This is a genomic window from Sorangium sp. So ce295 (assembly GCF_051527405.1).
GTDB classification, from domain to species: Bacteria; Myxococcota_A; Polyangia; order Polyangiales; family Polyangiaceae; genus Sorangium; species Sorangium cellulosum_B.
The window spans coordinates 7,891,381-7,917,629 of sequence record NZ_CP150324.1; the positions used below are offsets into that span (position 1 = coordinate 7,891,381).

At 72.0% G+C, this 26,249-nt stretch carries 20 protein-coding genes; 8 read left to right on the plus strand and 12 right to left on the minus strand.

Features of this window, described 5'->3' with window-relative positions; genetic code table 11:
- Positions 1–5: 5 nt before the first annotated feature.
- From WMF11_RS29830 to miaB, 4 genes are all read right to left on the minus strand, one after another.
- Positions 6–1,445, minus strand: a complete 1,440-nt coding sequence (locus tag WMF11_RS29830; RefSeq protein ID WP_437973115.1) for a VanW family protein — start codon at positions 1,443–1,445, stop codon at positions 6–8.
- Positions 1,446–1,545: 100 nt separating this feature from the next.
- A complete protein-coding gene (gene thiS / locus WMF11_RS29835; RefSeq protein WP_437850249.1) occupies positions 1,546–1,746 on the minus strand; it encodes a sulfur carrier protein ThiS in 201 nt (66 codons plus the stop codon).
- On the minus strand, positions 1,743–2,327 hold the full coding sequence (locus tag WMF11_RS29840) for a gamma carbonic anhydrase family protein (RefSeq protein ID WP_437791322.1): 585 nt from the start codon (positions 2,325–2,327) through the stop codon (positions 1,743–1,745). The genes thiS and WMF11_RS29840 overlap by 4 nt, the downstream gene beginning before the upstream one ends.
- A gap of 1 nt (position 2,328) precedes the next feature.
- Positions 2,329–3,810 (minus strand): tRNA (N6-isopentenyl adenosine(37)-C2)-methylthiotransferase MiaB, encoded by a 1,482-nt coding sequence (miaB, locus tag WMF11_RS29845; protein ID WP_437973116.1) that lies wholly within the window; start codon positions 3,808–3,810, stop codon positions 2,329–2,331.
- A 260-nt stretch (positions 3,811–4,070) separates the two neighbouring features.
- Between miaB and WMF11_RS29850 the strand changes: the two genes are divergently transcribed.
- The 3 genes from WMF11_RS29850 (at position 4,071) to WMF11_RS29860 (ending at position 7,841) form a co-directional block, all read left to right on the plus strand.
- Positions 4,071–5,915, plus strand: a complete 1,845-nt coding sequence (locus WMF11_RS29850) for an AMP-dependent synthetase/ligase (protein ID WP_437973117.1) — start codon at positions 4,071–4,073, stop codon at positions 5,913–5,915.
- Between the two features lie 173 nt (positions 5,916–6,088).
- Positions 6,089–7,051: a prolyl aminopeptidase gene (pip, locus tag WMF11_RS29855; RefSeq protein WP_437902645.1), complete on the plus strand. Its 963-nt coding sequence runs from the start codon at positions 6,089–6,091 to the stop codon at positions 7,049–7,051.
- A 289-nt stretch (positions 7,052–7,340) separates the two neighbouring features.
- Complete coding sequence (locus tag WMF11_RS29860) at positions 7,341–7,841, plus strand: host attachment protein (RefSeq protein ID WP_437542017.1); 501 nt, start codon at positions 7,341–7,343, stop codon at positions 7,839–7,841.
- On the opposite strand, the gene WMF11_RS29865 is transcribed toward WMF11_RS29860, so the two are convergent.
- Positions 7,807–9,303 (minus strand): OmpP1/FadL family transporter, encoded by a 1,497-nt coding sequence (locus WMF11_RS29865; protein WP_437973118.1) that lies wholly within the window; start codon positions 9,301–9,303, stop codon positions 7,807–7,809. The genes WMF11_RS29860 and WMF11_RS29865 overlap by 35 nt on opposite strands.
- A gap of 5 nt (positions 9,304–9,308) precedes the next feature.
- Entirely contained in the window at positions 9,309–13,163 is a 3,855-nt protein-coding gene (locus tag WMF11_RS29870) for a hypothetical protein (protein ID WP_437973119.1), read from the minus strand.
- 236 nt (positions 13,164–13,399) lie between these two features.
- On the opposite strand from WMF11_RS29870, the gene glmU reads away from it, so the two are divergent.
- The 4 genes from glmU to WMF11_RS29890 all read left to right on the plus strand — a co-directional run bounded on the left by glmU (position 13,400) and on the right by WMF11_RS29890 (position 16,524).
- Positions 13,400–14,761 (plus strand): bifunctional UDP-N-acetylglucosamine diphosphorylase/glucosamine-1-phosphate N-acetyltransferase GlmU, encoded by a 1,362-nt coding sequence (gene glmU / locus WMF11_RS29875; protein WP_437973120.1) that lies wholly within the window; start codon positions 13,400–13,402, stop codon positions 14,759–14,761.
- Between the two features lie 375 nt (positions 14,762–15,136).
- On the plus strand, positions 15,137–15,316 hold the full coding sequence (locus WMF11_RS29880) for an FmdB family zinc ribbon protein (protein WP_437791338.1): 180 nt from the start codon (positions 15,137–15,139) through the stop codon (positions 15,314–15,316).
- An 18-nt stretch (positions 15,317–15,334) separates the two neighbouring features.
- Positions 15,335–15,718 (plus strand): encapsulin-associated ferritin-like protein, encoded by a 384-nt coding sequence (locus WMF11_RS29885; RefSeq protein WP_437542025.1) that lies wholly within the window; start codon positions 15,335–15,337, stop codon positions 15,716–15,718.
- Positions 15,719–15,720: 2 nt separating this feature from the next.
- A complete protein-coding gene (locus WMF11_RS29890; RefSeq protein ID WP_437973121.1) occupies positions 15,721–16,524 on the plus strand; it encodes a family 1 encapsulin nanocompartment shell protein in 804 nt (267 codons plus the stop codon).
- 15 nt (positions 16,525–16,539) lie between these two features.
- Here WMF11_RS29890 and ribA read toward each other — a convergent pair whose 3' ends face one another.
- From ribA to WMF11_RS29910, 4 genes are all read right to left on the minus strand, one after another.
- The gene (gene ribA, locus WMF11_RS29895) at positions 16,540–17,217 is read right to left on the minus strand and encodes a GTP cyclohydrolase II (RefSeq protein WP_437521655.1); all 678 of its coding nucleotides are present in this window, start codon (positions 17,215–17,217) and stop codon (positions 16,540–16,542) included.
- A 363-nt stretch (positions 17,218–17,580) separates the two neighbouring features.
- Positions 17,581–19,383: an acyl-CoA dehydrogenase gene (locus WMF11_RS29900; protein ID WP_437973122.1), complete on the minus strand. Its 1,803-nt coding sequence runs from the start codon at positions 19,381–19,383 to the stop codon at positions 17,581–17,583.
- 136 nt (positions 19,384–19,519) lie between these two features.
- Positions 19,520–19,909: a type II toxin-antitoxin system VapC family toxin gene (locus tag WMF11_RS29905; protein ID WP_437973123.1), complete on the minus strand. Its 390-nt coding sequence runs from the start codon at positions 19,907–19,909 to the stop codon at positions 19,520–19,522.
- Positions 19,910–19,914: 5 nt separating this feature from the next.
- Positions 19,915–20,148 carry a hypothetical protein gene (locus tag WMF11_RS29910; protein WP_272094219.1) on the minus strand — a complete coding sequence of 78 codons (234 nt, stop codon included), beginning with the start codon at positions 20,146–20,148 and terminating at the stop codon, positions 19,915–19,917.
- Between the two features lie 243 nt (positions 20,149–20,391).
- On the opposite strand from WMF11_RS29910, the gene WMF11_RS29915 reads away from it, so the two are divergent.
- A complete protein-coding gene (locus WMF11_RS29915; RefSeq protein ID WP_437973124.1) occupies positions 20,392–21,759 on the plus strand; it encodes a Vgb family protein in 1,368 nt (455 codons plus the stop codon).
- Here WMF11_RS29915 and WMF11_RS29920 read toward each other — a convergent pair.
- Positions 21,736–24,924 (minus strand): efflux RND transporter permease subunit, encoded by a 3,189-nt coding sequence (locus tag WMF11_RS29920; protein WP_437973125.1) that lies wholly within the window; start codon positions 24,922–24,924, stop codon positions 21,736–21,738. The two genes, WMF11_RS29915 and WMF11_RS29920, sit on opposite strands and share 24 nt — an antisense overlap.
- Complete coding sequence (locus WMF11_RS29925) at positions 24,921–26,231, minus strand: efflux RND transporter periplasmic adaptor subunit (RefSeq protein WP_437902654.1); 1,311 nt, start codon at positions 26,229–26,231, stop codon at positions 24,921–24,923. The genes WMF11_RS29920 and WMF11_RS29925 overlap by 4 nt, the downstream gene beginning before the upstream one ends.
- Positions 26,232–26,249: the final 18 nt, after the last annotated feature.

Sequence of the window (26,249 nt, forward strand, 5' to 3'; positions counted from 1 at the left end):
ATCCCCTACATCGAGTAGGCGCCGCCCTGCCCCGCCGCAGCGGGCGCCTCGGCGGGGGACTCCCCCTCGCGGAGCTCTTCCACCGCCTTCGCGTGCTCGGAGAGCGCCGGCAGCGCCTGCGGGTCGTAGTCGGGCGCGACCCAGAAGACCTCTGGCGCGGGCCTGTACTCGCTCGAATAGCTGCGCTCCGAGGCCCTGCCGTCCTTGTAACGGACGGTGACAAAGGACCTCACGTCGTATCCGCACGAGCCCTTCTGGTGGCGCTTCACCTTGCCCTCGGCGAGCTCGGACTTCACGTAGATGCGCCGGATGAAATCGTCGGTGTGCTCGGCCGAGACGTGGTGTTGGACCTCCGCCACGGGGTCTCCGCCCAGGATCTCGACGCGGAGCACCGTCGGCTCGGGGAGATACGCGTGGATCATGATCGGGAACGGGAGCGTGTTCTTGATCTTCAGGTCCGACTCCGGGTAGGTCACCATCGCGTCGAGCCCCATGGGGATGTAGGCGCTCGGGCGGGAGTGGCTCTGGCGGTCCGGCGTGTCGAGCGCGCCGAAGAGCGACGCGGCGTAGAGCGTGCTCGAGACCTGACACGTCCCCCCGCCGTAGCCGGGGACGGTCTCATCCCCCAGGATCTCCGGGGCGATCGTGAACCCGTTCTTGGCCGTCCGGGGGCCGACATGGGCGTTGAACGAGAAGGTGTCGCCCGGGGCCAGGATGGTGCCGTCGATCTTGGACGCCGCGTTCCTGATGTTGCGGGCGCGCCCCGCCTCCTTGCCGTGCTGCTTGAACTTCGTCTCGTAGGCCGCGACGACCCTGGTGACGTCGACGCTCACCAGGTCGGCGACGACGACCTGCGGCAAGATCTGCCGGACGGCGAGCTCGACGAGCTCCTCGTCGCCGTGCTCCCCGGCCCGCAGCGCCGCGATGGACGCCTCGACGTCGAGCGCCCGGCCGGCCTGCTCCGGGATCTTGCGCCGGTTCGCGAGGTCGAGCCGCGCGTCCACGGGCGCCCGGTAGATCTGCGGAGCGAGCCGCTCGAGGAACGCCCGCGCCCGCGGCTCATCGACGGCCCAGGCGAGCGGCACGTCGATCTCGCCGCGCCGCGCCCCTCGGGCCTCCCGGAGCCGCCGCGCCCAGGGCCCCTCGTGGCCGACGCGCCGCGCCGCCGCGAGCGTCTCGTCGACGTCGACCTCGACGCCCACCTCGCCGAGCGTGGCGGTGAGCTCCACGTCGTCGTGGCGCAGCCGGACCACGCGCTCGCGAAGCGCGTCGCGCCGCGCCGCGAGCCAGGCCGCCGGCGCGGCGCCGTCCGGCAGGAAGCGCTCGCCGACCGAGAGGCCGCGGACCACCGGAGAGGCCGGCAACACATGGCGCACCCCCACGGCGGCGCCCACGCCGGCCGACCCGCCGAGCGCCAAGACCAGAACGAGGGCCCTCGTATCCACGGCAGCTCGCCATGCTAGCCGGATCGCGGACGATCTGGAAGATCGTCAGACCGTTGAGAAGAGAAAAAACCGTCAGGACGCCAGGGGCGCCGAGGCGGCCTCAGCCGCCGCCGACGAAATGGACGATCTCGATCACGTCCCCCTCGGCGAGCTCGGCGGCCGTGTGCTCGGCGCGCGGCACCACCTCGCCGTTGCGCTCCACCGCCACCGGCCCCTCGGTCAGCCCGAGCAGCTCGACGAGCCTCCGCACCGTGAGCGCCGCCGGCACGTCGCGCGCTTCCCCGTTCACCGTGATGTTCATGGCTTCCTCACCTCTCGCATCACCAAGCGCGCCGCGACCTCCGGCGGCTCGACGGCCTCCCCGGCGAGCGCCGCCCGGAAGCGCCGCGCGTTCTCCACGTAGCCCGCGGCGCCCAGCTTCCCGAGCTCGGCCTGATCCGGCCGCACCTCGCCCACCACCCGGGCCGGGTTGCCGCGCACCATCGAGCGCGGCGGGATCACCCGCCCCGGCGGCACCACCGCGCCCGCCGCGATCACCGAGCGCTCGCCGATCTCGACGTTGTCGAGCACGATGCTGCCCATCCCGATCAGGCACCCGTCCCCGACGAGGCAGCCGTGCAGGATCGCGCTGTGCCCGATGGTCACGTCGGCGCCGACGATCGTCTGCGAGACGCCGCCCGTCAGGTGCAGACACGCGAGATCCTGCACGTTGGTCCGCGGGCCGACGCGGATCGCGCCGATGTCCCCGCGCAGCACCGCGCCGAACCACACGCTCGCCTCGTCGCCGAGCTCGACGTCGCCGATCACCGTCGCGTTCGGCGCGAGGAACACGTCGCGTCCGAGCCGCGGGGACACCCCGCCGAGGTCCAGGACGAGCGCCACCTCAGCCGCCCTCGGCGGCGACCACCGGCAGCGAGCGCCGGCCGGGCCGCGCCTCCAGGCCCCGCTGCCGCGGCCGGGCCGCGGCGCGCGCCGCCTCGGTGAGCTCGGCCTGCAGCGAGTGCTTGTTCGCCCGCGTGATCGAGACGTCGACGACCTCGCCGAGCAGATCGAGCTCCCCGGCGCCGTCGATGTGCGCGATCTCGTGGCGCCCCGTCCGGCCGGACCAGAGCGCGCCGCCGGCTCCGCCGTGGCCCCGCTCCTTGTCGCGCCCCTCGACGAGCACCTCCTGCGTCGTCCCCACGAGGGCCGACAGGTGGGCGGCGAGCAGCGCCTCGCTCTCCTCGAACAGGCGCGCGAGCCGCACGCCCTTCACGCCCTCGGGCACGTCGTCCGGCAGCTTCAGCGCGGGCGTGTGCGGCCGGCGCGAGTACTTGAAGCCGAACAGCCCCTTGAACCCCACCTCGCGCACGAGCGACAGCGTCGCCGCGAAGTCGTCCTCCGTCTCGCCCGGGAAGCCGACGATGATGTCGGTCGAGAGCGTCAGCCCCGGGACCGCCTCCACGAGCGCCCGCGTGCGCGCGACGTACTCGGCGCGCGTGTAGCGGCGGATCATCCGCCGGAGGACCCGATCGCTGCCCGACTGCACCGGCATGTGCACGTGGCGCGGCAGCACGGCGAGCTCGGCGTGGGCGAGGACGAGCGAGGGCGTCAGGTGCCGCGGGTGCGGGCTCGTGTAGCGCAGGCGCGCGAGGCCGGGGACGTCGGCCGCGACGCGCCGGAGCAGCGCCGCGAACTCGCTCTCGTCCGGGTCGTCCGCGCTCGCGCCCGGGGCCCGCGGCAGCGCGCCGAGCGGGTCGCGGTAGCTGTTCACCGTCTGGCCGAGCAGCGTGACCTCGCGCGTCCCCGCGGCCACGAGCGCCGCGATCTCGGCGACGATCTCGTCGCTCGGCCGGTACCGCTCCGGCCCGCGGGTGTGGGGGACGATGCAGAACGAGCAGCGCTCGTCGCAGCCCTTCATGACGGTCACGAACGCCGTCGGCGCGGCGCGCGGCGAGGACGAGGGCGGCGACGCGACGAGGAACCGGGGCGCGTCGAGGTCGAACACCGTGCGCGCGATCGGCAGCCCGCCGATCGCGAGGTCGCCGAGCAGGCCGGGCAGCTCCGGGATGTTGTCGGGCCCCACCACGACGTCGATCGCGCGCATCTGCTTGAGGAGGCGCTCCCCCTCCTGCTGCGCCACGCAGCCCGCCACGACGAGCACCCGGTCCGCGCGCTCCCGCTTCCAGCGCGCGAGCCGACCCACCTCGCTCCGCAGCTTCTGCTCGGCCTTCTCGCGCACGCTGCACGTGTTGAGCACCAGCACGTCCGCCTCGTCGGCGCTGCCGGCCTCCGTGTAGCCGGCGCAGCGGAGCACGTCGTGCATCCGCTCGGAGTCGTGCACGTTCATCTGGCAGCCGAACGTCGTGATGGAATACCGGGGCATCGAAGCGATGAACGCTCTAACAGAAGGGGCCCGAGGCCGCCACCTCGCGCGCCAGGAGCCCCGCCGCCGACGCCGCCGACGGCGCGCGAGCGCCCCCGCTCCCCCCCATCGTCAACCCCGCGCGGGCCCCCCGCCCCCGCGCCGAGCGACGCGCGCGGGGCCGCTCCAGCGTCGGCGCGACAACAGCCGGCGCCACGTGCCGCCAAAAGGACACTGACGCGGCGCAGTACCATGTTAACAATCGGATCGGGAGGAGACCGATGGCAAAACTGGAGAACCTGGTAGACCTGCTCGATCGCGCGCTGAAGCTTCATGGCCACAGGCCGCTGTTCGGCACGAAGACCGATGGCCGCTGGGACTGGATCACGTATGCGGAGTTCGGGCAGCTCGTCGCCAGGTTCCGCGGTGGGCTGGCGTCGCTCGGCGTCCAGCGGGGGGATCGGGTGGCCCTCATCTCCAACAACCGCGTCGAGTGGGCGGTCTCGGCGTACGCCTGCTTCAGCATGGGAGTCGCCGTCGTGCCGATGTACGAGGCGCAGCTCCCGAGCGAGTGGGCGTTCATCATCAACGATTGCGAGGCCGTGGCCGCGATCGTCGCCACGCCGCAGATCTACGGCAAATGCAAGGATCTCCCCGAGAAGGCGCCCTCGCTGAAGCACGTTGTCTGTCTGTTCGACCCCGACGGGGCGAGAGACGGCGTCCCCGGCGCGAAGACCAGCTCGTACAAGGAGCTCCTCGCCGCGGGCGAGCGGAGCCAGGCCCCGTCCATCCTGCCGACATCGAAGGACACGGCGTGCCTCATCTACACGTCGGGCACGACCGGCAACCCCAAGGGGGTGATCCTGTCGCACGGCAACATCGCCTCCAACGTCTGCGCGGTGCTGGATCTCATCCCCTTCGGCGGCGGCGATCGGAGCCTGTCGTTCCTCCCGTGGGCGCACTCGTTCGGCCACACCGGCGAGCTCCACGTGATGATCACGGTGGGCGCGTCGATGGCGCTGAGCGAGTCGGTCGACAAGATCCTCGCGAACCTCGGCGAGGTGCGCCCCACCGTGCTGATGAGCGTCCCGCGGATCTTCAACCGCATCTACGAGGGCGTGCAGAAGAAGATGGCGGGGAAGCCCGCCGTCATCCAGGCCCTGTTCCGCGCCGGGCTGCGCGCCGCGACGAAGAAGCAGAAGGGCGAGCCCCTCGGCCTCGTCGAGCGGCTCGCGCTCGTCGCGGCCGATCGCGTCATCTTCTCGAAGATACGCGCCAGTGTCGGCGGCAAGCTGAAGTACGCCATCAGCGGCGGGGCGGCGCTCGCCTATCAGGTGGCCGAGTTCGTCGACGCGCTCGGCATCACCGTCTACGAGGGCTACGGCCTCACGGAGACATCGCCCGTCGCCACCGTGAACTACCCGGGAGCCCGCCGCCTCGGCAGCGTGGGCAAGGCGATCCCGGGCGTGAAGATCGTCATCGACAGGTCGGAGACCCACGACCCGAAGCAGGGAGAGATCGTCGTCTACGGCCCGAACGTCATGGTGGGCTATTACAAGCGCGACGAGGAGAACAAGGCCGTCTTCACGGAGGACGGCGGCTTCCGCACAGGCGATCTGGGCTACCTCGACGACGACGGCTACCTCTTCGTCACGGGCCGCATCAAGGAGCAGTACAAGCTGGAGAACGGCAAGTACGTCGCGCCGGCCCCGCTCGAGGAGAAGATCAAGCTGTCTCCGCTGATCAACGGCGCGATGATCTACGGCGACAACCGCCCCTTCAACGTGGCGGTGATCGCGCCCGAGATGACGGCGCTCACGGAATGGGCGCGGGCCGAGGGGCTCTCGTTCGAGTCGACGGAGGCGATGCTGAAGCACCCGCAGGTGGTCGCGCACGTCCAGGCGGAGGTCGACAGGTACGCGTCTGATTTCAAGTCCTTCGAGAAGATCAAGCAGATCGCCCTCGCGGCCGAGGATTTCACGGCGGAGAACGGGATGCTCACGCCGACCCTGAAGCTGAAGCGGCGCGTGGCGCTCCAGAAGTACGGGCCCGCGCTCGAGGCGCTCTACGGCGGCGCGGGCGGCGCGGAGAAGACCGCGGCGCGCGACGCCGCGCAGCCCGGCTGAGCCTCCCGCGCCTCCCTGCCGGCGGTCCCTCGCCGCGCCCCCACCGCCACCTGCCCTCCCCCGTCCACGCCCTCTCCCCTCCCGGCGCGCGTTCGCGTACCCTGGGCGCGCCGGCGCGCGACGCGCGACGCGCGACGTGCGACGTGCGACGTCGACCGACGAACGGGAGCGGCATGACGACAACAGGCACCCAGAGGCGAACGCTGTATCCCGAGATCGAGCCCTACCGCGCCGGGAGGCTGCGCGTCTCCGATCTTCACGAGATCTATTTCGAGGAGTCGGGCAATCCGCGCGGCAAGCCGGTGGTCTTCGTGCACGGCGGCCCCGGGGGCGGCACGGAGCCGAAGCAGCGGCGCTTCTTCGACCCGGCCGCCTACCGGATCGTGCTCTTCGACCAGCGGGGCTGCGGCAGGAGCACGCCGTACGCGTGCCTGGAGGAGAACACCACCTGGCACCTCGTCGAGGACATGGAGAAGCTCCGCGAGCACCTCGGGATCGAGCGCTGGCAGGTGTTCGGCGGCTCGTGGGGGAGCACGCTGTCGCTGGCCTACGCCGAGCGGCACCCGGAGCGCGTGACGGAGCTCGTGCTGCGCGGCATCTTCCTCCTGCGGAAGCAGGAGCTCGACTGGTTCTATCAGCGGGGCGCGAGCGCCATCTTCCCCGACGCGTGGGAGGAGTACCTCACGTTCATCCCCGAGCCCGAGCGGGGCGACCTGCTCACGGCGTACCACCAGCGCCTCACGAGCCCGGACCCCGGGTTGCAGCAGCGGGCGGCGCGCGCGTGGAGCGTCTGGGAGGGGCGGACGAGCTGCCTGTTCACGAACCATGAGCTCGTCGCGAAGACGTCAGGTGATGAGTTCGCCCTCGCGTTCGCCCGGATCGAGTGCCACTATTTCATGAACAAGGGGTTCTTCACGACGGAGACGCAGCTGCTCGACGACGTGCACCGGATCCGCCATATCCCGACCGTCATCGTGCAGGGCCGCTACGATGTGGTCTGTCCGCCGGAGAGCGCATGGGCGCTCCACCGCGCGTTCCCCGAGTCCGATCTGCGCATCGTGGCGGACGCAGGGCACTCGGCGATGGAGCCGGGCATCCTGCACGAGCTGGTCGAGGCGACCGACCGGTTCCGCTGACGGGCGGTCACCGAGCGCGGCCGCGGCCGCCGCGGCGCGGCCGAGCTCGGTGGATACGTCCGGTACACCAGACACTGTATTTCGCGGTCAACCACCTCCCGAGCGCCGCTCGCCCCCTCGCGCTATCCATCAATTCAGGCCGCGCGCAGGCTGTCGAGTCTGCTGGAGCCTGCCTCTCGGGGCGCGATCCGGCCGAATTACGCCGGACTCGGCCCTCCGGCCGCTTGCGCCGCGTGGGGTCGGTCTTTAACGTAAACCAAGGGAAGGGTTGATTCCCCCGTGGAGGCTTATGGCAAAGAAGGCAGCACGGAAGACGTGGATCCTGGTCTCCGACGCAAGCCGTGCCCAGCTCTATCGTGAAGAGCCTGCTGGCAAGGGCTTCACCCTGCTCGAGTCCTACAACCATGACGAGAGCCGGGCGCGCGTGCGGGATCTGATGGCCGACGCGCACGGCCGCAAGCCGAATGGCACCTCCGGCGGGAACAGCAGCCCTGTCGGCGGCCCGGGGGGTCAGTACCTCGGCCGTCCCGGCGCCGCCCCCGACACCGATCCCAAGGAGGTCGAGAAGCAGAAGTTCGCCCAGGAGCTCGCGGAGGTGCTGGAGAAGGGGCTGAACGAGCACGCCTACGAGACGCTGGTGCTCATCGCGCCGCCGCACTTCCTCGGCCTGCTCCGCGGGGCGGTGAGCAAGCAGGTCAGTAACCACATCGAGACGAGCGTGGACAAGGACCTGAGCTGGCTGGACGGCCCCCGGCTCACCGAGCGGCTGCGCGAGCTGCGGGCCGGATAACGCCGCTCCCGGCTGCCTCGAACGTGTAGGCGACGCCGAGCCCGACGACGTTCGCCCGGGCGCTGTAGGCGCCGCCGTTGATGGTGTTCGGGTCCTCCGGCGGATTGGCCCGCACCGGGCTCACCTGCGGGAGCCGCGCTTCCCTCGGATCGACCCTCACGTCGGCGGCGAACGCGTGCGCATAGCTCGCGTCGAGGCGCCACCGGCCGAGGTGGACGCCGAGGCCGGCCGCCGTCGTCAGCTTCGTCGCGTCGATCGTCAGGACCGACAGGTACGCGGGCGGGACGGCGCTCTGCTCGAGGCTCACGCCGGCGCGCAGATCCCACCGCGCGCCCGCGAGATCGAAGGAATACTCGCCCCCGAGCCTCGCCGAGAGCGAGCTCTGGAAGCGCCGCGGGAACGAGACGGCTGGCACGCGGAACTCCTCCGGGAAGCCGGCGACGTTCCGGAGCACCACGCCGTCGGGCTCGACGAGGATGTCGTCGTGCATGCTCCAGCCCTCGACCCCGAGCCCGAGCTCCACGCGCAGGTCGTCCGCGACCCGCGCCTCCACCCCGGCGCGGAGGATCCACGGCAGGTCGAACGCGACGTCGGCGCCCTCGCCCTCCTGGACGGCGCGCTCGAAGACGGGCGCCGCGGGGAGCCGCGCCCTGAACTTGGCCGGAGCGCGCACCCAGATGGGCAGCTGGAAGGCCAGGCCGACGCGCCAGCGCGGCGTCGGGACGAAGAGCGCCCCGAGCTGGCCCGTGGGCGCCACGATGGGCGCGACGCTGAGCTCGGAATGGATGTCCCACTCCGGATCTTCGGGCGCGCAGAACATCCGCTCCGGGAGGCACCCGGAGACCACCATCCGGCTGTTGAACGCGCCGACCAGCGCGCTGACCCCGGCGCCGAAGCGCCATTCGGGCGACGGCGCGTACGCCGCCCCGACCCCCACGAGGGCGAGCGCGGAGCCCTCGAGCGTGAGCAGCGCGTAGCGCTGGGGCGCCGGCATGCCGTTCACCTGCTCCGGATAGCTGGAGAGGGCCGCGTACGGCGCCCACATCCCGCCCCAGACGACCCATCGCGGGTCGACCTTGAACGACGCCGCCAGCGTGGGGATCGGCAGCACCGGCGCGCTGCCGGTCACCGGCTCCATCGTCTGCACGAAGCTCGCGCCCGTCGGCTCGCCGGTGTTCGGGTCGACCTGCCGTACGATCGCCTGGCGCGTGTGCCGGCTGCGCCACTCGAAGAGCCCGACGTCGAACAGGACCTGGGTGCCGGCCTCGTAGACGCCCGCGGGGTTGTAGGCGATCGCCCCGAGATCGTCGCCGCCGGCGATGTACGCCCCGCCCCGGGACGACGGGCGGACGCCGCGGTCGGTGAAGTACAGCCCGGCGGCGCCGGCGTCGCCCGCGGACAGGAGGAGCGCCCCCGCGGCGGACGCCACGGAGAGCACGGCGCGGATCGTGGGCGTTTGCACGTGGATCACTCGTGCGGCCGGTTCTTGACGATGGCGTAGATCTGCTCGAGCCCGCGGGTCTCGTCCGTCAGGAAGTCCCTGGCCGAGACAAACAGCTGCCGGTAGTCCTCCGCCGTCAGCGGCGCGCCGCTCCCGGCCTCGATGCGGTTCACGTCCGCGAACGCGTCGAGGAACACGTCGAGCGGCGCTCGGCCGTCCGCCATCGGGGTCACGAGCGCCGGGAGCACGTGCTCCATCGCGTGATACCTGTCGTAGCGATCGTCGTTGAGCGCCTTCAGCGCCTCGAGCCCCGCGTCGGCCGCGCCCGGCCCACCGGCGGCCCCCGCCGGGGTCAGCGCGGTCGACGCGGCCTTCAGGATCCGGCGCAAGGCGTCGTCGTCGGCGAGGAGCTGGAGGCCGTCGGCGAGCGTCGTCGGCAGCACCTGGAACGGGGCGCCGGCCGCGTCCGCGTCGAGCAGGTAGGTGAGGAACCGCTCGATCTCCCGCCGCGCCGGCTCGTGGGCGCGGACTGCCTCCATCACGTCGACGGCGGCGGCGAACAGCGGGTGGCTCAGGAGGTCGCTCACCGTGGCGCCGAGCTCTTTCTGCGCCCAGGCGCACCGCCCCGTCGTCTCGCGATCGGGGCAGCGGGCGTTCAGCTGCTCGCGGAGGACGCGCAGGACGAGCGCGCCCATCCTCGGGAGCGCGCGGTTCTTGAACCGGGCCTCGGGCCCCGACCCGTCGACCGCGAGCAGCGCATCGACGAGCTCGTCCACGCCGCGCTTCCACTGGCCCTCTCGCTCTGCGGCGTCGGGCGCATCGCGCTGCGCGAAGCGCGCGTCGACGCCGTTCAGAGCGCCGGCGAGGAGGGTGAACACGGTGAGCTGGTCCTGGACCTGGCCATCCGCCCACGTGGCCTTCTTCTTCCCCCAGCGGTCGATCATGCCCGCGCCGGCCGCGTAGCGGGTGCTGAAGAGGATGCGCGCGAGCTTCTCGATGACCTGGGCCTTCGTCAGCGGCCGATCTGCCGCGGGGCCGCGCCGCACGGTCACGGACGTGTCGCGCGCCATCCGGGCGAACGCCACCGACGACGCCAGGACGTCCTCGGCCCGGAGCGCGTCGGCCAGGAGCGGCTCGAAGCTGTTGACCCCTGCCTCCGAGCAGTACGCGGTGTTGGTCCCGGGCGAGCCGGCCTTGATGCACTCCGGCCCGTGCTCCTTGCCCGGCCAGTGGCGGTACGCCGTGCTGAAGAGATCGGTCAGGATCGCCTCGCCGGTGGTGCCGTGGTCGACGTCGGCGAACGCCTTCACGATGGGGCCCAGGTACGCGGCGAGCCCGAGCTGCTCCAGGAGGTAGGTCGTCCCCGGGTGGCGCACCCGGATCAGGTTCTCCGGGGAGCTGCACTCGTTCACGCCGAGCGCGTTCCTGGGGCAATGGATCGTGCCGGCCGGCTCGAGCGTCCCCGAGATGAACAGGTTCGTCGCCACGTTCGCGCCGGTCCGGAAGGGATCCAGGTCCGGCAGCCCCGGGAACCTGTCCGAGTCCGCCCCGAAGTAGATGAGCCGGCTGAGCGCGGCCGGCGTGGGGTGGCTCGTCAGGCCGCGGATGCCGCTGGAGTCCACGAGCACCGAGTCGGTCACGAGCAGCGCCAGGGCCGAGGGCTTCACCTCGAGCTCGGCCCGCTTCGGGTCTCCGTCGGGGAGGAGCGAGTCGAGGTAGAAGGCCGCCAGGTCGTCGATCTGGAACAGCTCGCACTCGGCGAAGTCGACGAAAGGCACCGTGACCTCGAAGGCGCTCACCACGGCGCCCTCCTTGTTGCACTGCCTGACGCCGGCGGTGTCGTGCATGAGCTGCATCAGCCGCTCCATGCCCGAGCGGTTGTCGCCGCCCCTCGGCTTCTTCGGGTCGATCGGCGTCTTCGGGGCCGCCGTCGACGGCGCCCCGACCGTGAGGTTGATGGCCGGGCCGTTCAGGTCCGCCGGGTTGTACGCGTACCGGTCGCGGGTCGTGAGCATCGCCGCGAGCGCGTCGCCCGCGTGCCGCGCGCCGCCGTGCGGGGTGAGGAGCGCGCCGCCCGCGATCGCCTCGATCAAGCGCGCCACGAGCCCCGGCTGCTCCACGGCCTCGCCGAGCACCACCGCGAGCTCGTCCCAGAGCGGCGCCTCGTCGTCGATCTGCGCCGGCGCCTCCTTGCCCTGGGCGGCCAGCCGGTCGTGCTCGCGGGCGACGTCCCGGATGCGCAGCGCCGCGGCGGTCATGCGGGCGAGCTCCGCCTCGCGGTTCTCGAGCAGATCGATGAGCGTGAGCAGGAGGACGTCCGAGTCCTTGTCGGCGAGCACCTGGCCGACCGCGTGCGCGAGGTCGGCGAGCGGCGAGTCCTCGCCGCGGAAGCGGCGGTACGAGAGGCAGCCGTCGCACCGCTCGTCCGCCGGCACGGCCCTGCCGCGGCGGACGTCGTAGCGGGCCTCCTCGCGGTCGCCGAAGAGCAGGTACGCGCCGGAGAGCGCGTACATGAGCCCTTCGTGCTCGGTCTTCCACGGCTCCGGATCGCCCTTGCCCGCGTACCGGGTCCCGTCGACGAGCGGCACGATCGACCGCAGCGCCGCGCCGAGGACGGTGCGGGAGGTGTCGACGTAGGCGTAGAGCTCCGGCGAGAGGCCCCCGAACGGGTCCCGCGGCGGCTCGGTGACGCCGGGGATGGCGAACGGCGGTTCGATCGCGAGCGGCGCGCCGGTCCGGTCCACGAACCTGCCGGACGCGTCGACGTCGGCGAGGCCGTCGCCGTCCGCGTCGGCGAACGGCGCGGGGACCCCGTCGCCCTGGGGGAGGACCCACCCGCGCCCATCGCGGCGGGCGATGAAGATCGACGGCGGCGCGGCGAGCTCGGGGTGCTCCGCGAGCAGCGCCGCCTGCGCGAGCTCCAGGGTCGTGCGCGGGCGGCTCGGCTGCGCGGTGGCGGCGTCGACCGCGAGCGGCGCTCGCTCCGGCAGCGACAGCGCGGCCAGCTCCTGCTCGCCGGCCGCGAGCAGCGCCTGGAGCGCGGGCGCCCCCGGGCCGCCGGGGCCGAGCACGTCGAGCGCCGCCACGGTCATCGGGCGCAGCCCGGGGTACGCGAGCGCCGCGCCCACCATGCCGAGCCCCACCTCCGCCGAGCGATAGCCCTGGCGCCCCCAGATGCTCGCGAGGGCGCAGACCGGCGTTCCCTGCCCCTCTGCACGGTCGCAGGCGATCGGCGCCCGCTCCCGCTGCCTCTTCTGGTCGCCCTCCTCGGGCCGCGCGCTCTCCTCGCCGCCGTGGATGAGCGCGTCCAGGAGCCGGGCGATCCCCCGGGTCGACGCGGGCAGGACCGCCGGCCCCGCCGCGTCGAACGGGTTCGTCTCGTAGAGCGGCGCGATTGTCTGCGAGAGGCTCAGGACGGCATCGTGCAGCCGGATCTTGCCGCCCCCCTCGCCGGACGCGACGTTGTCGATCTCGATGTCCGGCACCGCGGCGTTGACGGCGTCCACGAGGGCGTTGCGCCACCGCGCCATGGCCTCCACCTTGGCCACGCCCAGCCTGCGGGCCTGCTCCGCCCGCTCGCCCGAGACCGGCGGGAGCAGCGAGACGTCGACCTCGTCCTCGTACCGGCCCTCGCGGTCGTAGTGACAGACGCGCTGGTACGAGGCGCCCGTGGGGTCCTCGTGGAGGCTCGACGCGCCCACGCGGTCGCAGAGCATGCCGAAGACGTCGTCGCCCAGCCCGCCGCCCTCCGTGACCCTGGGAGGCGCCACCCGCGTCGTGTCGAGCGGCTCGTGACACGAAGCGATCGCCCCGCCGGCCGCGATGAGCGCGACGAGCCGGAGTACGACAGCGGCCGAGGAACCCAGCGCGCGCCTGCGCATGACGACAACCTCCCCCAGTTGCCTCCAGGGTAGACGATTCCACCCCAGGTGCGTAGGGGCTTGGCGCCCCTGCGGGTGTCAGGTGGGTGGCGTCGGAGCGCGCGTTCTCCAGTTCTCCAGCGTCACTGCGCTGCGACGGGGACGGCGGCGGGCTCGTGGGTATACGCTGCGGAGCGATGGCGACCCAACCCACCCCGCTCACCGCTGTCGTTCTCGCTGCTGGACAAGGGACTCGGATGAAGAGCGCCCGACCGAAGGTGCTCCACGAGCTCTGCGGCCGGCCGATGCTCCATTACGTCGTCGACGCGGCGCTGGCCGCCGGCGCCTCGGACGTCGTGGTCGTCGTCGGCCACGGCCGCGAGGAGGTCTCTGCGGCCCTGGACAAGGCGTTCGGCGCCCAGGGGAAGAAGGTCCGCACCGCGCTCCAGGCCCAGCAGCGCGGCACGGGCGACGCGGTGCGCTGCGCCATGCTGCACATCGACGCGACCTCCGAGGCGGTCCTGATCCTGTGCGGCGACACGCCGCTGCTCGATCCGGAGCAGCTCACGCAGCTCCGCGGGGCGCTCGACCGCGCGGGCGACGCGCCGATCGCGATGCTCACCGCGGAGGTCTCCGATCCGACGGGGTACGGCAGGATCCTTCGCGACGCCTCGGGCCGGGTGATCGGCATCCGCGAGCACAAGGACGCGACGGCCGAGGAGCGCGCGATCACCGAGGTGAACCCCGGCGTCTACCTCGCCCGCAGCGGGTTCCTCGGGCGCGCGCTGGCCGGGCTGACGACGGACAACGCGCAGGGCGAGCTCTACCTGACCGACATCGTCGCGCAGGCGGCGAAGGCCGGCGGCGCCGCGGCGGTCGTGGCCAGGGACGTCGGCTCGCTCGTGGGCATCAACGACCGCGCGCAGCTCGCCGCCGCCGAGGAGGTGCTCTACGGCCGCATCGCCGACCGGCTGCGCAAGAGCGGCGTCACGATCCGCACGAGCGCCCGCATCGACGCGGGCGTGGCCGTCGAGCCGGACGCCGTGATCGAGCACGCCGTGGTCCTGCGGGGCCGGACGCGCGTCGGCGCGGGGGCGCGGATCGACGTGGGCTCGGTGCTCACGGACGTTGTCGTCGAGGCGGGCGCCTCGGTGAAGCCGTACACGGTCGCCTCGCAGTCGTCGATCGGCGCCGGCGCGCAGATCGGGCCGTTCTCGCACCTCCGCCCGGAGAGCCAGATCGAGGCCGACGCGCACATCGGCAACTTCGTCGAGACCAAGAAGACCGTGGTCCGGAAGGGCGCGAAGGCGAACCACCTCGCCTACCTCGGCGACGGCGACATCGGCGAGGGCGCGAACGTCGGCGCCGGGACGATCTTCTGCAACTACGACGGCTTCCGGAAGCACCGGACCGAGATCGGCGCCGGCGCCTTCATCGGCAGCGACTCGCAGATCGTCGCCCCGGTGAAGATCGGCGCGGGCGCCTACGTGGCGACGGGCACGACCGTGACCCGCGACGTGCCGGACGAGGCGCTGGCGATCGGCCGGGTGAAGCAGGAGAACAAGGAGGGCTACGCGACGCGGCTCAAGGCGCGGCTGAAGGACGCGGCGAAGAAGTAGGCCCGGAATCGCCCTATCGCATGTGGATGGCGTCGCCGAGAAGCGCAGATGACCGACCCGAAGCGGGCGAGGTCGACGCGGCCCGTGCTGTTCACGCACGGTGAGGGCCGGTAGCGAGGCGACCGGCCGACCCGTCGGGATCACACCTCCCAGCGCCGGAGCCACGCCGAGAGCGCATCGGCGATCCGGCCCGAGCTCCCGGCCGCGGCTGTAGCTCGGCCTCCGGCGACGACCGCGCAGGTCGTTTTCGCGCGACGCCGAAGGCCCCCGTGCTCGTCCGGCTGCAACCTGGGTCGGCTCGAATCCTGGGAGGGCACGGATCTCGCCTGTGCCCGTGTATGTGATTCAGTTCACATTTGCAGGACAGGAGCCCCCATGCCCACGTACGAGTTCAAGTGCAACGACTGCGGCGCCGAGTTCGAGGTGGTCGCGTCGCTCTCCGAGTTCGAGCGCCTGAAGCGGGAGCGCACGGCCCAGTGCACGGCCTGCGGCCGCTCGAACGTCGAGCCGGAGATCGTGGCGTTCCAGGTGCAAACGGCGCGAAAGAGCGCCTAGGCAGAAGGACAAAGCGCCGTGTCGAGCGAGAACTACCACGAGCTGCCGGAGCTCCTGTCGGAGGCGACCAAGGAACGGCACCGCGCGATCGTCTCGTTGATCGAGGAGCTCGAGGCGATCGACTGGTACCAGCAGCGCGCCGAGGCGTGCTCGGACGCGGAGCTCCGTGCCGTGCTCCTCCACCACCTCGAGGAGGAGGTGGAGCACGCGATGATGAACCTCGAGTGGCTCCGCCGGAATGACCGCGTCTTCCAGGAGAAGATCGACATCTATCTCAACAGCCAGGGGCCGATCACCGAGGTGGAAGCGGCCGAGGAGGCGGCGAAGCTCGGCGCCGCGGCGAGGACCGGCGCCATGGCGCCGAGGGGCGCGCTCGGCATCGGGAGCCTGAAGGGAGCATGATCATGGATCTTCTCAAGCGCGAGCTGGCTCCCATCCTCCCCGCCGCGTGGGACCTCATCGATCACGAGGCGACGCGCGTGCTCAAGCTGCACCTCGCCGGCCGCAAGCTCGTCGACTTCCGCGGTCCGTTCGGCTGGGAGGTCGCCGCCGTCAACACGGGCCGACTGCGCGCGATCGAGCGGCAGGAGGCGTCCTCGGTGAGCGCGGGCGTCCGCCTCGTGCGGCCGCTCGTCGAGTTCCGCGCGCCCATCCGCCTCGAGCTCGCCGAGCTCGACGCCGTCGGGCGCGGCGCGCAGGAGCCCAACATCGAGGACGTCGTGCGCGCCGCCGAGCACGCCGCGCGCTTCGAGGACGGCGCCATCTTCAACGGTCTCGCGGCCGCCGGGATCGAAGGGATCCTGGAGGTCACGCCGCACAAGCCCGTGGGGATCCCCGCGCCGGAGGCGTGGCCGCGCGCCGTGGTGGAGGCGAGAGAGGTGCTCCGCGCCGCGGGCGTCGACGGTCCTTATGCGCTCGCGCTGGGCCCGAAGGCGTACGACGAGCTGGCCGCGGCCGCGGAGGACGGGTACCCGCTCCTCAAGCACATCGAGCGCCAGCTCATCGACGGGCCGATCGTGTGGGCGCCCGCGCTCGAAGGCGGCGTGCTCCTGAGCACGCGAGGCGGCGACTTCGAGCTGACCGTGGGGGAAGACCTGTCCATCGGCTACGAGGGGCACGACAGACAGGTCGTCGAGCTCTTCCTCACCGAGAGCTTCACGTTCCGCGTGCTCGAGCGCGCCGCGGCCGTGGCGCTGCGGCGGGGCTGAAATCAGGCCCCGCGGCTACTCGGCGTCGCCGACCGCGGCGCCCTCGCCGTCCCGCAGCGACGGGATGGCGTGGCCCATCCGGAGGCGCTTCGCCTCGAGGTAGGGCGCGGAGAACGGGTTGGCCGGGACGATGGCCGCCGAGCGCGAGGCGATCCGGACGCCGAGCGCGCGGAGCGCGTCGACCTTGTCGGGGTTGTTCGTGAGGAGCCGGATCGACTCGATGCCGAGGTGCTCGATCATCGCGGCCGCGGGCTCGTAGCCACGGGCGTCGTCCGGCAGGCCGAGGATGCGGTTCGCGTCGACCGTGTCGTGGCCGAACGCCTGGAGCTGGTACGCCCGGATCTTGTTGGCGAGCCCGATGCCGCGCCCCTCCTGCCGGAGGTAGAGCACCACGCCGAGCCCGCGGCGCCCGATCTCGGCCTGGGCCGCCTCGAGCTGCTCGCGGCAATCGCACTTGAGAGAGCCGAACACCTCGCTCGTGAGGCACTCGGAGTGGACGCGGAGGGTCACGTCCGACCGGCCGCGCACGTCGCCCATGACGAGCGCGACGTGATCGGGAGAGAGCCCCTGCTCGGGGCTCGTCGTCCCACCGAAGTGGAACACCAACATCTGAAAGACGCCGTGCTTCGTGGGCACGGGCGCCTGGGCACGAATATCGAGCTGAGGCCGGATCGCCGTCGTCGGGACGTGCATCTCGCTCTCCTGGTGGAGGAATCCTGGGTCGCCTGTCAAGCAAGGAGCGCGCCTGGGTAGCCCGCTGCCCTGCCCTTGTCCGGCCACCCCTGAAGGTGGCGTCAATCAGGTAGCGTAAGCACCCGGCAGGAACAAGGTAAGCTCTCCAAGATGTTGCTCCAAGGACATACCTGGAGCAGCCGATCAGCTGCGAGAAGCAGCAGATCGGCTTCGTCCCGGCGCGATCCCCGCCGGCACCGCCGGCCGTGAGCGAGCTTACCAACGAGACGCCGTCGGACCGTCGGAGCGGCGAGGGAGCCGGGGGACCGCTGCCGCTTCGGAACCACCCTGGGGACCGAGGAGGCCGGGGGCCGCGCGCCCGCCTCAGAACCACCCGGGTTGCATCCTGGCGTACGAGTCCTCGCCGGAGCGGCAGAGCGCGGCGAGCGCCTCGACGCGGGGCAGCTCCGTCGAGAGCCAGTACTGCGCCGCGCAGAGCTTGCCCTCGTAGAAGTCGGCCGGAGCGGCGCCCCTGGCGAGCCCTTCGCGGGCGGCCGCGGCCATCGCGAGCCATTGCCAGGCCACCACGACCACGGAGACGAGCTCCATGTAATCGGCGCTGTGCCGCAGCATCCGTTCGGTGTCGCCGCGTATCCCCACCTCGGCGAGCTGCACCGTCACCTCGCCGAGCAGCGAGAGCGCCGCGCCGAAGCGCTCGCCCCACGCGGGCTCGACGCCGGCCCGCTGCGCCCGGACGATCGTCTGCTGGATCTCGCCGCCGAGCGCGATGAGCGCGGCGCCGTTCCCGGCCACGACCTTGCGGCCAAGCAGGTCCAGGCCCTGGATCCCGGTCGTGCCCTCGTGGATCGCGTTGAGCTTCTGATCCCGGAGCCAGGCCTCCGGGAGGTACTCGCTCGAATAGCCGTAGCCGCCGTGGACCTGGAGCGCGAGGGCGTTCGACTCGAAGCCCTTCTCGGCGGGGAAGGTCTTGGCGATGGGGGTGAGCAGGTCGAGGAGCCGCTGGGCGCGCTCCCGCTCCGCCGCGTCCGCGGCGTGCGCCGCGAAATCGGCGTACAGCGCGGTCGTGGACACGAGCGCGAGGCCGCCCTCGACGATGGCCTTCTGCCGGAGCAGCATCCGGCGCACGTCGGCGTGCTCGATGATCGGCACCTGCGGCGCCCCCGCGTCCCTCGCGCCGAGCGGCCGGCCCTGCGGCCGGACGAGCGCGTAGCCGAGCGCCTCGTGGTAGGCCGCGGAGGCGGTCGCCACGGCGTTCGCGCCGACCAGGATGCGGGCCTCGTTCATCATCTGGAACATGCAGGCGACGCCCTGGTGGGGGCTGCCCACGAGGTAGCCGTGGCAGTCCCCCTTCTCGCCGAAGCTGAGCGACAGGCTGGGGAGCCCGCGCCAGCCGAGCTTGTGGATCATGCCGGCGACCTCGACGTCGTTCGGGACGAGCTGCCCGCCCTCGATCCGCCGCTTGGGCACGGCGAACAGGCTCACGCCCTTGATGCCCCGAGGCGCGCCCTCGATGCGCGCGAGCGTGAGGTGGACGATGTTCTCGGTGAGGTCGTGGTCGCCGCCCGAGATGAACATCTTCGACCCGCGGACGAGGTAGTGGCCCGCGTCGGTCTTCACCGCGCTCGCCTGCACGTCGGCGAGGCTCGAGCCGGCCTGGGGCTCGGTGAGCGCCATCGTCCCGGTCCACTCGCCGGCGTACATCCGGGTCATGAAGGCGGACCGCAGGGCGTCGTCGCCGAACGTCTCGATGAGGTGCGCCGCGCCGGCCGTCAGGCTGAGGTAGCCGCACGCGCTCAGGTTCGCCGCCTGCAGATAGGCCCCCGCGAGCGTGGCGACGACGAGCGGAAGCTGCTGGCCCCCCACCGCGGCCGGCCGCGTCGCGGTGAGCACCCCGAGCTCGACCATCGGCCGGAAGACCCGCTGGATGGCGGGGTGCACCGTGATGGCGCCTCCCTCGAAGCGCGGCGGCGCCTCGTCGACCGGCCTGTAGGTCGGGAACAGGACCTCCCGCGCGAAGCGCCGGCAGCTCTGGAGGTAGAGATCGAACGTGTCGCGCGCGTGATCGGCGAAATAGGGGAGCTCGCAGAGGCGCGGCGCGTCGAGCACCTCGTAGAGGAGGAACTCGACGTCGCGGTCGTGGAGGAGGGGGTTCTGGGGAGGGGTCATGTGTCTCTCGCCGGACGTGGCGCACGCTAGGCGCCGATTGAAGGAGGATGTCGAGGGCTCGTCTCGGCCGGACGACGGTGTACGACGAGCGCGACGTGCCTTTGCGCCTCATTTGGTGAAGAGGCCCCTCGGTCGATCACCAGAGGACGTTAATCTCCGCGCACTCTGCGATCAGATGGTCCGAAGTCATCACTGGGATATTGTGCACCTGCGCGGTGGCGATGATGATCCGGTCGCACGGATCCGCATGCGATACCGCAACTTCGGGCGCCAACGCCGCGATCTCCGACGTGACCGGCAGCTCGCGGATCGCATATGCCTGAAGTGCATCGCGAAGCCAGTCGCGCGCAGGCAGCGGGAGCGCGAGCTTCCCCTTCCTTTGCTTGACCGCGATCTCGAACGCCGAAATCGCCGACACGAAGAGCTCGGTCCCAGCGTCCGCGAGGACGGTACGAGCGCTCGTCGACAGTCGCGCAGGAGCGCCAACCAACCAGAGCAACGCGCAGGTATCGAGAAGTACACGCACGATCGTCAGCTCTCGGGCCAATCTTCGGGATCGAGCGGGAGCGACGGATCCTCGTGGAAGACGATCTTTCCCAGCACGGGATGAGGTTCCAGGATCCTCGTGATGACGCCGGGAGGCTCGCTCGGCGCTCGTGTCGCGAGCACGATGACTTCCGCGGGGCCGGGCGGGAAATCGTCGGGGAGGCGGATGGCGATCTCGTGACCGGCCGGGATGATGATGTTCAGCTTATGCGCGCGCATGGCGACGTCCAGAGCCTACCATCTCGGCTCTGCGGCCGCACCGCGTCTGAAGAGGAAGCCGCCCATCGACTCGCGGAGCGCCACGCTCGCGCTGCCAAGCACCAGGCGGTAGCCGGCCGGCGGGTCCAGGCCGAGTTCGTCGACGCGGGCCATCACCTCGCCCTGCGAGCGCCCCGGCGCGCGAGCGTTCGGGGGCCACACGCTCTTTGCCGTGCTTGCCAGGGGTTCCTAGACTCGTGACCCATGAAACGACTTTCCTGGGTTCTGCTCGCGGCGCTGGTTTACGTGGGCTGTGGGGGCAACGACGACAACCCGTCGGAGGCGGGTTCGGGGGGTGATGGCGGTGGCGGCGGTGCAGGTGGTGGCGCGGCTTGCGAAGCCGGAGGCGAGGGCACGCTCGACGTCGAGATCGTGAGCCCGAACGACGCCGGAGACGTCGCCGTGACCTCGCCGGGAGTGCCGGACGAGCGCGTGGTCGCGAGCGCGTCCCTCGACACGCCGGCGGGCGAGTACACGCTGCGGGCAAGCAGCGTGGCCGACTACCCGGACGGCGAACGCGTCGGCTTCGTCTATCGGCCCGAGGACCCGGAGCAGAGCGCCTGCGTCGCCGACGGCGCGACCACCGAGGTCACCTTCAACTACGAGCTCACGCCCGGGAGCCACCAGCTCTGGTTCACCGCGCAGAACGGCGACCAGCTGGTCGGCGCGCTCGACGGCGAGGCGCTGCTCGAGTCGGGCGAGGTCACGCCGAGCGTCGCGTTCCAGGGGAGCGCGGAGATCATCAACCAGGGCGCGATCGCGTTCGACGGGGCCGGCAACCTGTGGGTCTCGGCCAACGCGGGCCAGATCACCGTGCGGCTCGTCGACACGCTGGGCGAGAGCAGCGAGGCCGCCCCTGACCGCGTGCTCGACGTGTCCGAGGCGTGCGCGGGCGTCACCCCCTGCGCCGCGGGCGGTCTGGCGTTCGACGCCGCCGGCAACCTCTGGGTCGGGATCCGCGACCATTTGCTGAGGATCGACGCGGCCGATCTCGAAGGCTTAGGCGTGGTGGAGCCGTCCGTGACCATCACCGGAGACGAGCTCGAGAACGTTCAAGCGCTCGCGTTCGACGGATCGGGCAACCTGTGGGTGGCGAGCGCCGAGCAGGACGCGGTGCTGATGTACGGGGCTGAGCGGCTCGCCGCGGACGACGGGGATCCCGCCGACGTGGTGCTGAAGGCGCTCACCCCTGAGCCGGTGATCGGGCCGCTCGGCCACCCGACGGGGCTCGCGTTCGACGAGCAGGGCGCGCTCTGGGTGGGTTACTGGGGCTCGAACACCATCGCGAAGTTCGAGCCCCGCGATCTCGAAGCATCCGCGGAGCTCACCCCCGAGGTTCAGCTCGAAGTGGGGGTGCTGGCGCTCCCGGAGAGCATCGCGTTCGATCAGCAGGGGAACCTGTGGCTGCCCTCCAAGGTCGGTTCGGCGGCGGCGATCGCCAAGGCGGAGCTCGCCGCGGGCGGAGACGTGGAAGCGGGAGCCACCGTCCTGACGAGCGAGGCGTTCGGATCACTCATCGACCTCGCCTTCAACCCGCCCCCCGACTGGTCACCGATCCACGGCCCCAAGTGAGCCCGTGGCGGCCGTGGAGCCCGGCCGCCGGAGCCGCGCAAGGCGCGCCCGCAGGTCGTCCGCGACCACGTAGAACGCCGGCACGACGAGGAGGCTGAGCGCCGTCGAGACGACGAGGCCGCCGATCACCGCAGCGGCCATCGGAGCCCGGATCTCGGCGCCGGGGCCGAGCGCCAGCGCCGACGGGACAGCGGCCATCAGCGTCGCGATCGAGGTCATCAGGATGGGGCGCAGCCGCACCGGGCCGGCGCGGAGCATCGCCGCGCGGGCGTCCATCCCCTCCCCTGCCCCCTCGCCGTGCCCGCCCTCGCGCCTCACCTCGATCGCGTGATCCACGAGGATGATCGAGTTCTTCTTCACGATCCCCATGAGCAGCAGGATCCCGATCATGCTGAAGATGTTGAGCGTGTGCCCTGTCAGGAGCAGCGCGAACGCAGCGCCCGCGATCGACAGCGGCAGGATCGTCAGCACCGTGACCGGGTGCAGGAACGAGTTGAACTGGGACGCGAGCACCATGTAGGCGACGAGGATCCCGAGCACCAGCGCGAAGAGGAGCCCGCCCATCGACTCGCGGAACGTCACGCTCGCGCCGCCCAGCACCAGGCGGTAGCCAGCCGGCAGGTCCCGGCCGAGCTCCTCGACGCGGGCCACCGCCTCGCCCTGCGAGCGCCCCGGCGCGACGTTGCCGAAGACCGAGATCGCGCGCTCGCGGTCGCGGCGCGTGATCGCCTGGAGCGCGGGGCGCTCCTCGTAGGTGACGACCGACGTCAGCGGGACCAGCGCGCCCGACGCGCTCCTCACCTGGATGCGCGCGAGATCCTCGGGCCGGCTCCGCTGCTCCGCGAGCAGGCGCGCGCGGACGTCGATGCGGCGCCCGTTGTCGTTGTACTTGGCGACGCGCCCGCCGCCGATCAGCGTGTTCAGCGTCGTCGCGATGGCCTCGACGCTCACGCCGAGATCCGCGGCACGCGCCCGGTCGGGCACGATGCGGAGCTCGGGCATGCCGAGCTGGTAGTCGGAGTCGAGATCCACGACGACGCCGCTCTGCGCGAGCTCGGCCCGGATGCGCTCGCTGTGCTTCGTGAGCTCGTCCCAGTCGGGGCCGCGGATCGAGAACTCGACAGGGAACCCGCGCTGGGCCGTGAAGCCCGACTGCGAGAGGTCCTGGACCACGGCGCGCAGGCCGGGGTAGCCGTTCAGCTCCTTGCGGAGCGCGCCCTGGAGATCGGCCTGCGAGAGCGCCCGCTCGTCCGGCGGCTTCATCGTGACGAACAGCACGCCCGTGTTCACGCCGCCCCCGCCGCCGAAGCCGCCGACGACGGCGAAGACCCGTTCCACCGCCGGGTTCGCGCCCACGGCCGCCTCGGCGCGGCGGAAGAGCCGGTCGGTCTCCTCGATGTCCGAGCCGACCGCCGTCTGCAGGCGGACAAGGAGCCGCCCCTGGTCCTGCGACGGGACGAACTCCGTCGGGAGGCGCTGCATGGCGACGATCGCGCCGGCGAAGAGGATCGCGCCGAGCAGGACGACCGCGACCGGGAACCGGAGCGCCCGGGCGAGCAGCCAGCCATAGCCGCGGGAGAGCGCCTCGAAGCCGCGATCGACGAGCCGCCCGAGGCGGCCCCTGTTCTCGCGGGAGACGTCGAGGATCTGCGCGCAGCGGGCGGGCGCGAGGGTGATCGCCTCCAGGTACGAGAGGAGCACGGCGATGCAGAGGGTCACGCCGAACTGGAGGAAGAACCGGCCGACCACCCCCTCCATGAAGATGATCGGGAGGAAGATCGCGACGACGGCGAGCGTCGCGGCGAGCGCCGCGAAGGTGATCTCGGCCGTGCCCTCACGGGCGGCGCGGACGCGGTCCTTCCCCCCTTCGGCGTGCCGGTGGATGTTCTCGAGCACCATGATCGCGTCGTCGACGACGATGCCGACGGCGAGCGAGAGCCCGAGCAGCGTGAAGGTGTTCAGCGTGAAGCCGAGGAAGTAGATCGCGGCGACCGTGCCGAGCAGCGACATCGGGATGGCCAGGACGACGTTGAGCGTGCTCGAGAGCGAGCCGAGGAACATCCAGCAGACGAGGGCCGTGAGCGCGATGGCCATGCCGAGCTCGAGCTCGATCTCGTGGACCGACTCCTCGATGAACTTCGTCGAGTCGAAGTTCACGCCGACCTCCATCCCCTCGGGCAGGGACTTCTGGACCTCGGCAAGCGCGGCCCGGACCCCCCGGGCGACCTCGACCGCGTTCGAGCCGCGCTGCTTCCTCACGCCGAGGCCCTGGGCCGGCTCCCCGTTCACCCGGGCCAGCCGGCGGACGTCCTCGAAGCCGTCCTCGACGAGCGCGACGTCCTCCAGGTACACCGTGGCGCGCGCCGACGACGGCGGCCCCGCCGCCTGGGCGGCAGCGCCCGGCTGGGCGGCCGCGCCGGCGTTGCCCTGGCGGAGGACGATCCGCTTGAAGGTCGCGAGATCGAGCGCCTCCCCCATCACCCGCACGTTGAGCTCCCGCCCTTCGGTCTCGATGCGGCCGGCGGGGAGCTCGATGTGCTGGCGGCGCAGGGCCTCGGTGACGTCGGCGACGGTGAGCCCGTTCGCCGCGAGTCGATCGGCGTCGATCCAGATGCGGACGTTGCGCTCGAGGTAGCCGCCGAGCGTGAGCTCGCCGACGCCGGGCACCGTCTGGAGCTTCTCCTTCAGCCGGTAACGCGCGATGTCGGCGACGAGCTGGGGAGAGAAGGGGCCGGAGAGCCCGACCCACATGATCGGCTGGTCCTCCGGGTTCGTCTTGGAGACGACGGGCGGGTCGAGGTCGAGCGGCAGCCGCCGCTGCGCCTGGGAGATCTTCGTCTGAACGTCCTGGAGCGCGACGTCGACGTCGCGCGACAGGTCGAGCTCGATGGTGACCGAGGCGCTCCCCTGGCGCGACGTCGACGTGATCGATCGGATCCCCTCGACCTGGACGGCCGCCTCCTCGAGCGGCTCGACCACGTCGTGCTCCATGATCTCGGGGGCGGCGCCCTCCAGCGTGGCGGAGATGGTGATGGTGGGGAAGTCGACGTCGGGGAACTGGCTGATGCCGATGCGCGACACGGCGACGAGGCCGAAGACGATGGTCGCGGCCATCAGCATCCAGGCGAAGACCGGCTTCCTGAGGCAGGCTTCGGTGAGGCTCACGGCACGCTCCGTGACGAGCTGGCGGGAGCGGTCAGCGGCGACGCGCCGGACGAGGCGGGCGGCGACGCGCCGGACGAGGCGGCGGGGGGTGACGCGCCGGACGAGGCGGGCGGCGACGCGCCGGCCGCGGACGCGCTGGCGTCTGCGCCTCCCTCGGGGCGGTGCCCCGCGGCCTGGCCTCCCGGCACGCTGCCGGGCGCCGCGATGCGGACCTGCGCCCCCTCGCGCAACGCCTCCGCGCCGCGCGTCACGAGGAGCTCTCCCACGGAGAGGCCCGACTTGACCTCGACGCGCCCGTCGGGCGTGCGCAGCCCCAGCGAGAGCACGCGCTCGCGCGCGGTGGTGCCGTCGACCACGTACGCGAGGAACCCCCGCTCGCTCGGTCGCACGGACGTGAGTGGGATCACGGGAGCGTCGCCGCTCGCGCCCACGGGCACGGTCACCTCGGCGAAGGTCCCCGGGCGGAGCAGCTCCTTGCCCTCGCCCTGCACCTCGCCGGTCACGGCGACCATGCGCGTCGCCGGATCCGCCGCGTCGGCGACGTGCGTCAGCCTGGCGCTGTACGTCCGCGCGTCGCCCTTCACGGTGAAGCGCGCCTCCATGTCGGGCCTGACCCGCGGGGCGTCGGCGGCGGGGATCTGGAAGCGGAGCAGGAGCGGGTCGCGGCGCAGGAGCGTCGCGAGCACGGTGCCGACAGGCACGTGCTGGCCGGTCTGCACGGTGCGCGTCTGGATCTTCCCCTGGATGGGGGCGCGCACGTAGGCGTCGCGCAGGTTCAGGAGCGCCTGGTCGACGGCGACCTTCGCCTCGGCGACCTGCGCGGCGGTCGTCGCCGCCCTCGAGCGCCAGGACGCGACGTCTTCCTTGCTGAAGACGCCGTCGGCGCCCTCCGCCTCGCGCCGCTCGAGCCCCGCGGCGGCCTCGGCCTGGGTGGCGGTCATCCGATCGAGCGTCGCGCGCGCCGCGCGGACGGCGAGGTTGTACCGGGCCGGGTCGATCTCGACGAGCACCTGCCCTGCCTTGACCTCGGCGCCCTCCATGAACCGCACCGCCTCGACGACGCCGGCGACGCGCGCGGTGAGCTGCACCTGCTCGAACGCCTCGACCGCTCCGACGGCCGGCACGGCGTACTCGACCCGCTCCGCCGCGACGGGCACGACCTCGACCGGGAAGCTGAGCCCCTGCTTCGCGGGCTTGCGCCCTTGCTCGGGCGAGGCCTCCCCGCCCTTCTTGCACGCCGGAGATCCGAGGAAGACAAGCCCCGCCACCAGGGCGAGCGCGGCCACGCGAATCGGTTGGAGCACCATCTAGGTGGAGGAGTAGCG

Coding starts and splice junctions, on each gene's coding strand:
- thiS (WP_437850249.1), bottom strand. CDS start 1,746: ATGAACATCACGGTGAACGGGGAAGCGCGCGACGTGCCGGCGGCGCTC.
- miaB (WP_437973116.1), bottom strand. CDS start 3,810: ATGCCCCGGTATTCCATCACGACGTTCGGCTGCCAGATGAACGTGCAC.
- WMF11_RS29850 (WP_437973117.1), top strand. CDS start 4,071: ATGGCAAAACTGGAGAACCTGGTAGACCTGCTCGATCGCGCGCTGAAG.
- pip (WP_437902645.1), top strand. CDS start 6,089: ATGACGACAACAGGCACCCAGAGGCGAACGCTGTATCCCGAGATCGAG.
- WMF11_RS29860 (WP_437542017.1), top strand. CDS start 7,341: ATGGCAAAGAAGGCAGCACGGAAGACGTGGATCCTGGTCTCCGACGCA.
- WMF11_RS29870 (WP_437973119.1), bottom strand. CDS start 13,163: ATGCGCAGGCGCGCGCTGGGTTCCTCGGCCGCTGTCGTACTCCGGCTC.
- glmU (WP_437973120.1), top strand. CDS start 13,400: ATGAAGAGCGCCCGACCGAAGGTGCTCCACGAGCTCTGCGGCCGGCCG.
- WMF11_RS29880 (WP_437791338.1), top strand. CDS start 15,137: ATGCCCACGTACGAGTTCAAGTGCAACGACTGCGGCGCCGAGTTCGAG.
- WMF11_RS29890 (WP_437973121.1), top strand. CDS start 15,721: ATGGATCTTCTCAAGCGCGAGCTGGCTCCCATCCTCCCCGCCGCGTGG.
- ribA (WP_437521655.1), bottom strand. CDS start 17,217: ATGCACGTCCCGACGACGGCGATCCGGCCTCAGCTCGATATTCGTGCC.
- WMF11_RS29900 (WP_437973122.1), bottom strand. CDS start 19,383: ATGACCCCTCCCCAGAACCCCCTCCTCCACGACCGCGACGTCGAGTTC.
- WMF11_RS29910 (WP_272094219.1), bottom strand. CDS start 20,148: ATGCGCGCGCATAAGCTGAACATCATCATCCCGGCCGGTCACGAGATC.
- WMF11_RS29915 (WP_437973124.1), top strand. CDS start 20,392: ATGAAACGACTTTCCTGGGTTCTGCTCGCGGCGCTGGTTTACGTGGGC.
- WMF11_RS29925 (WP_437902654.1), bottom strand. CDS start 26,231: ATGGTGCTCCAACCGATTCGCGTGGCCGCGCTCGCCCTGGTGGCGGGG.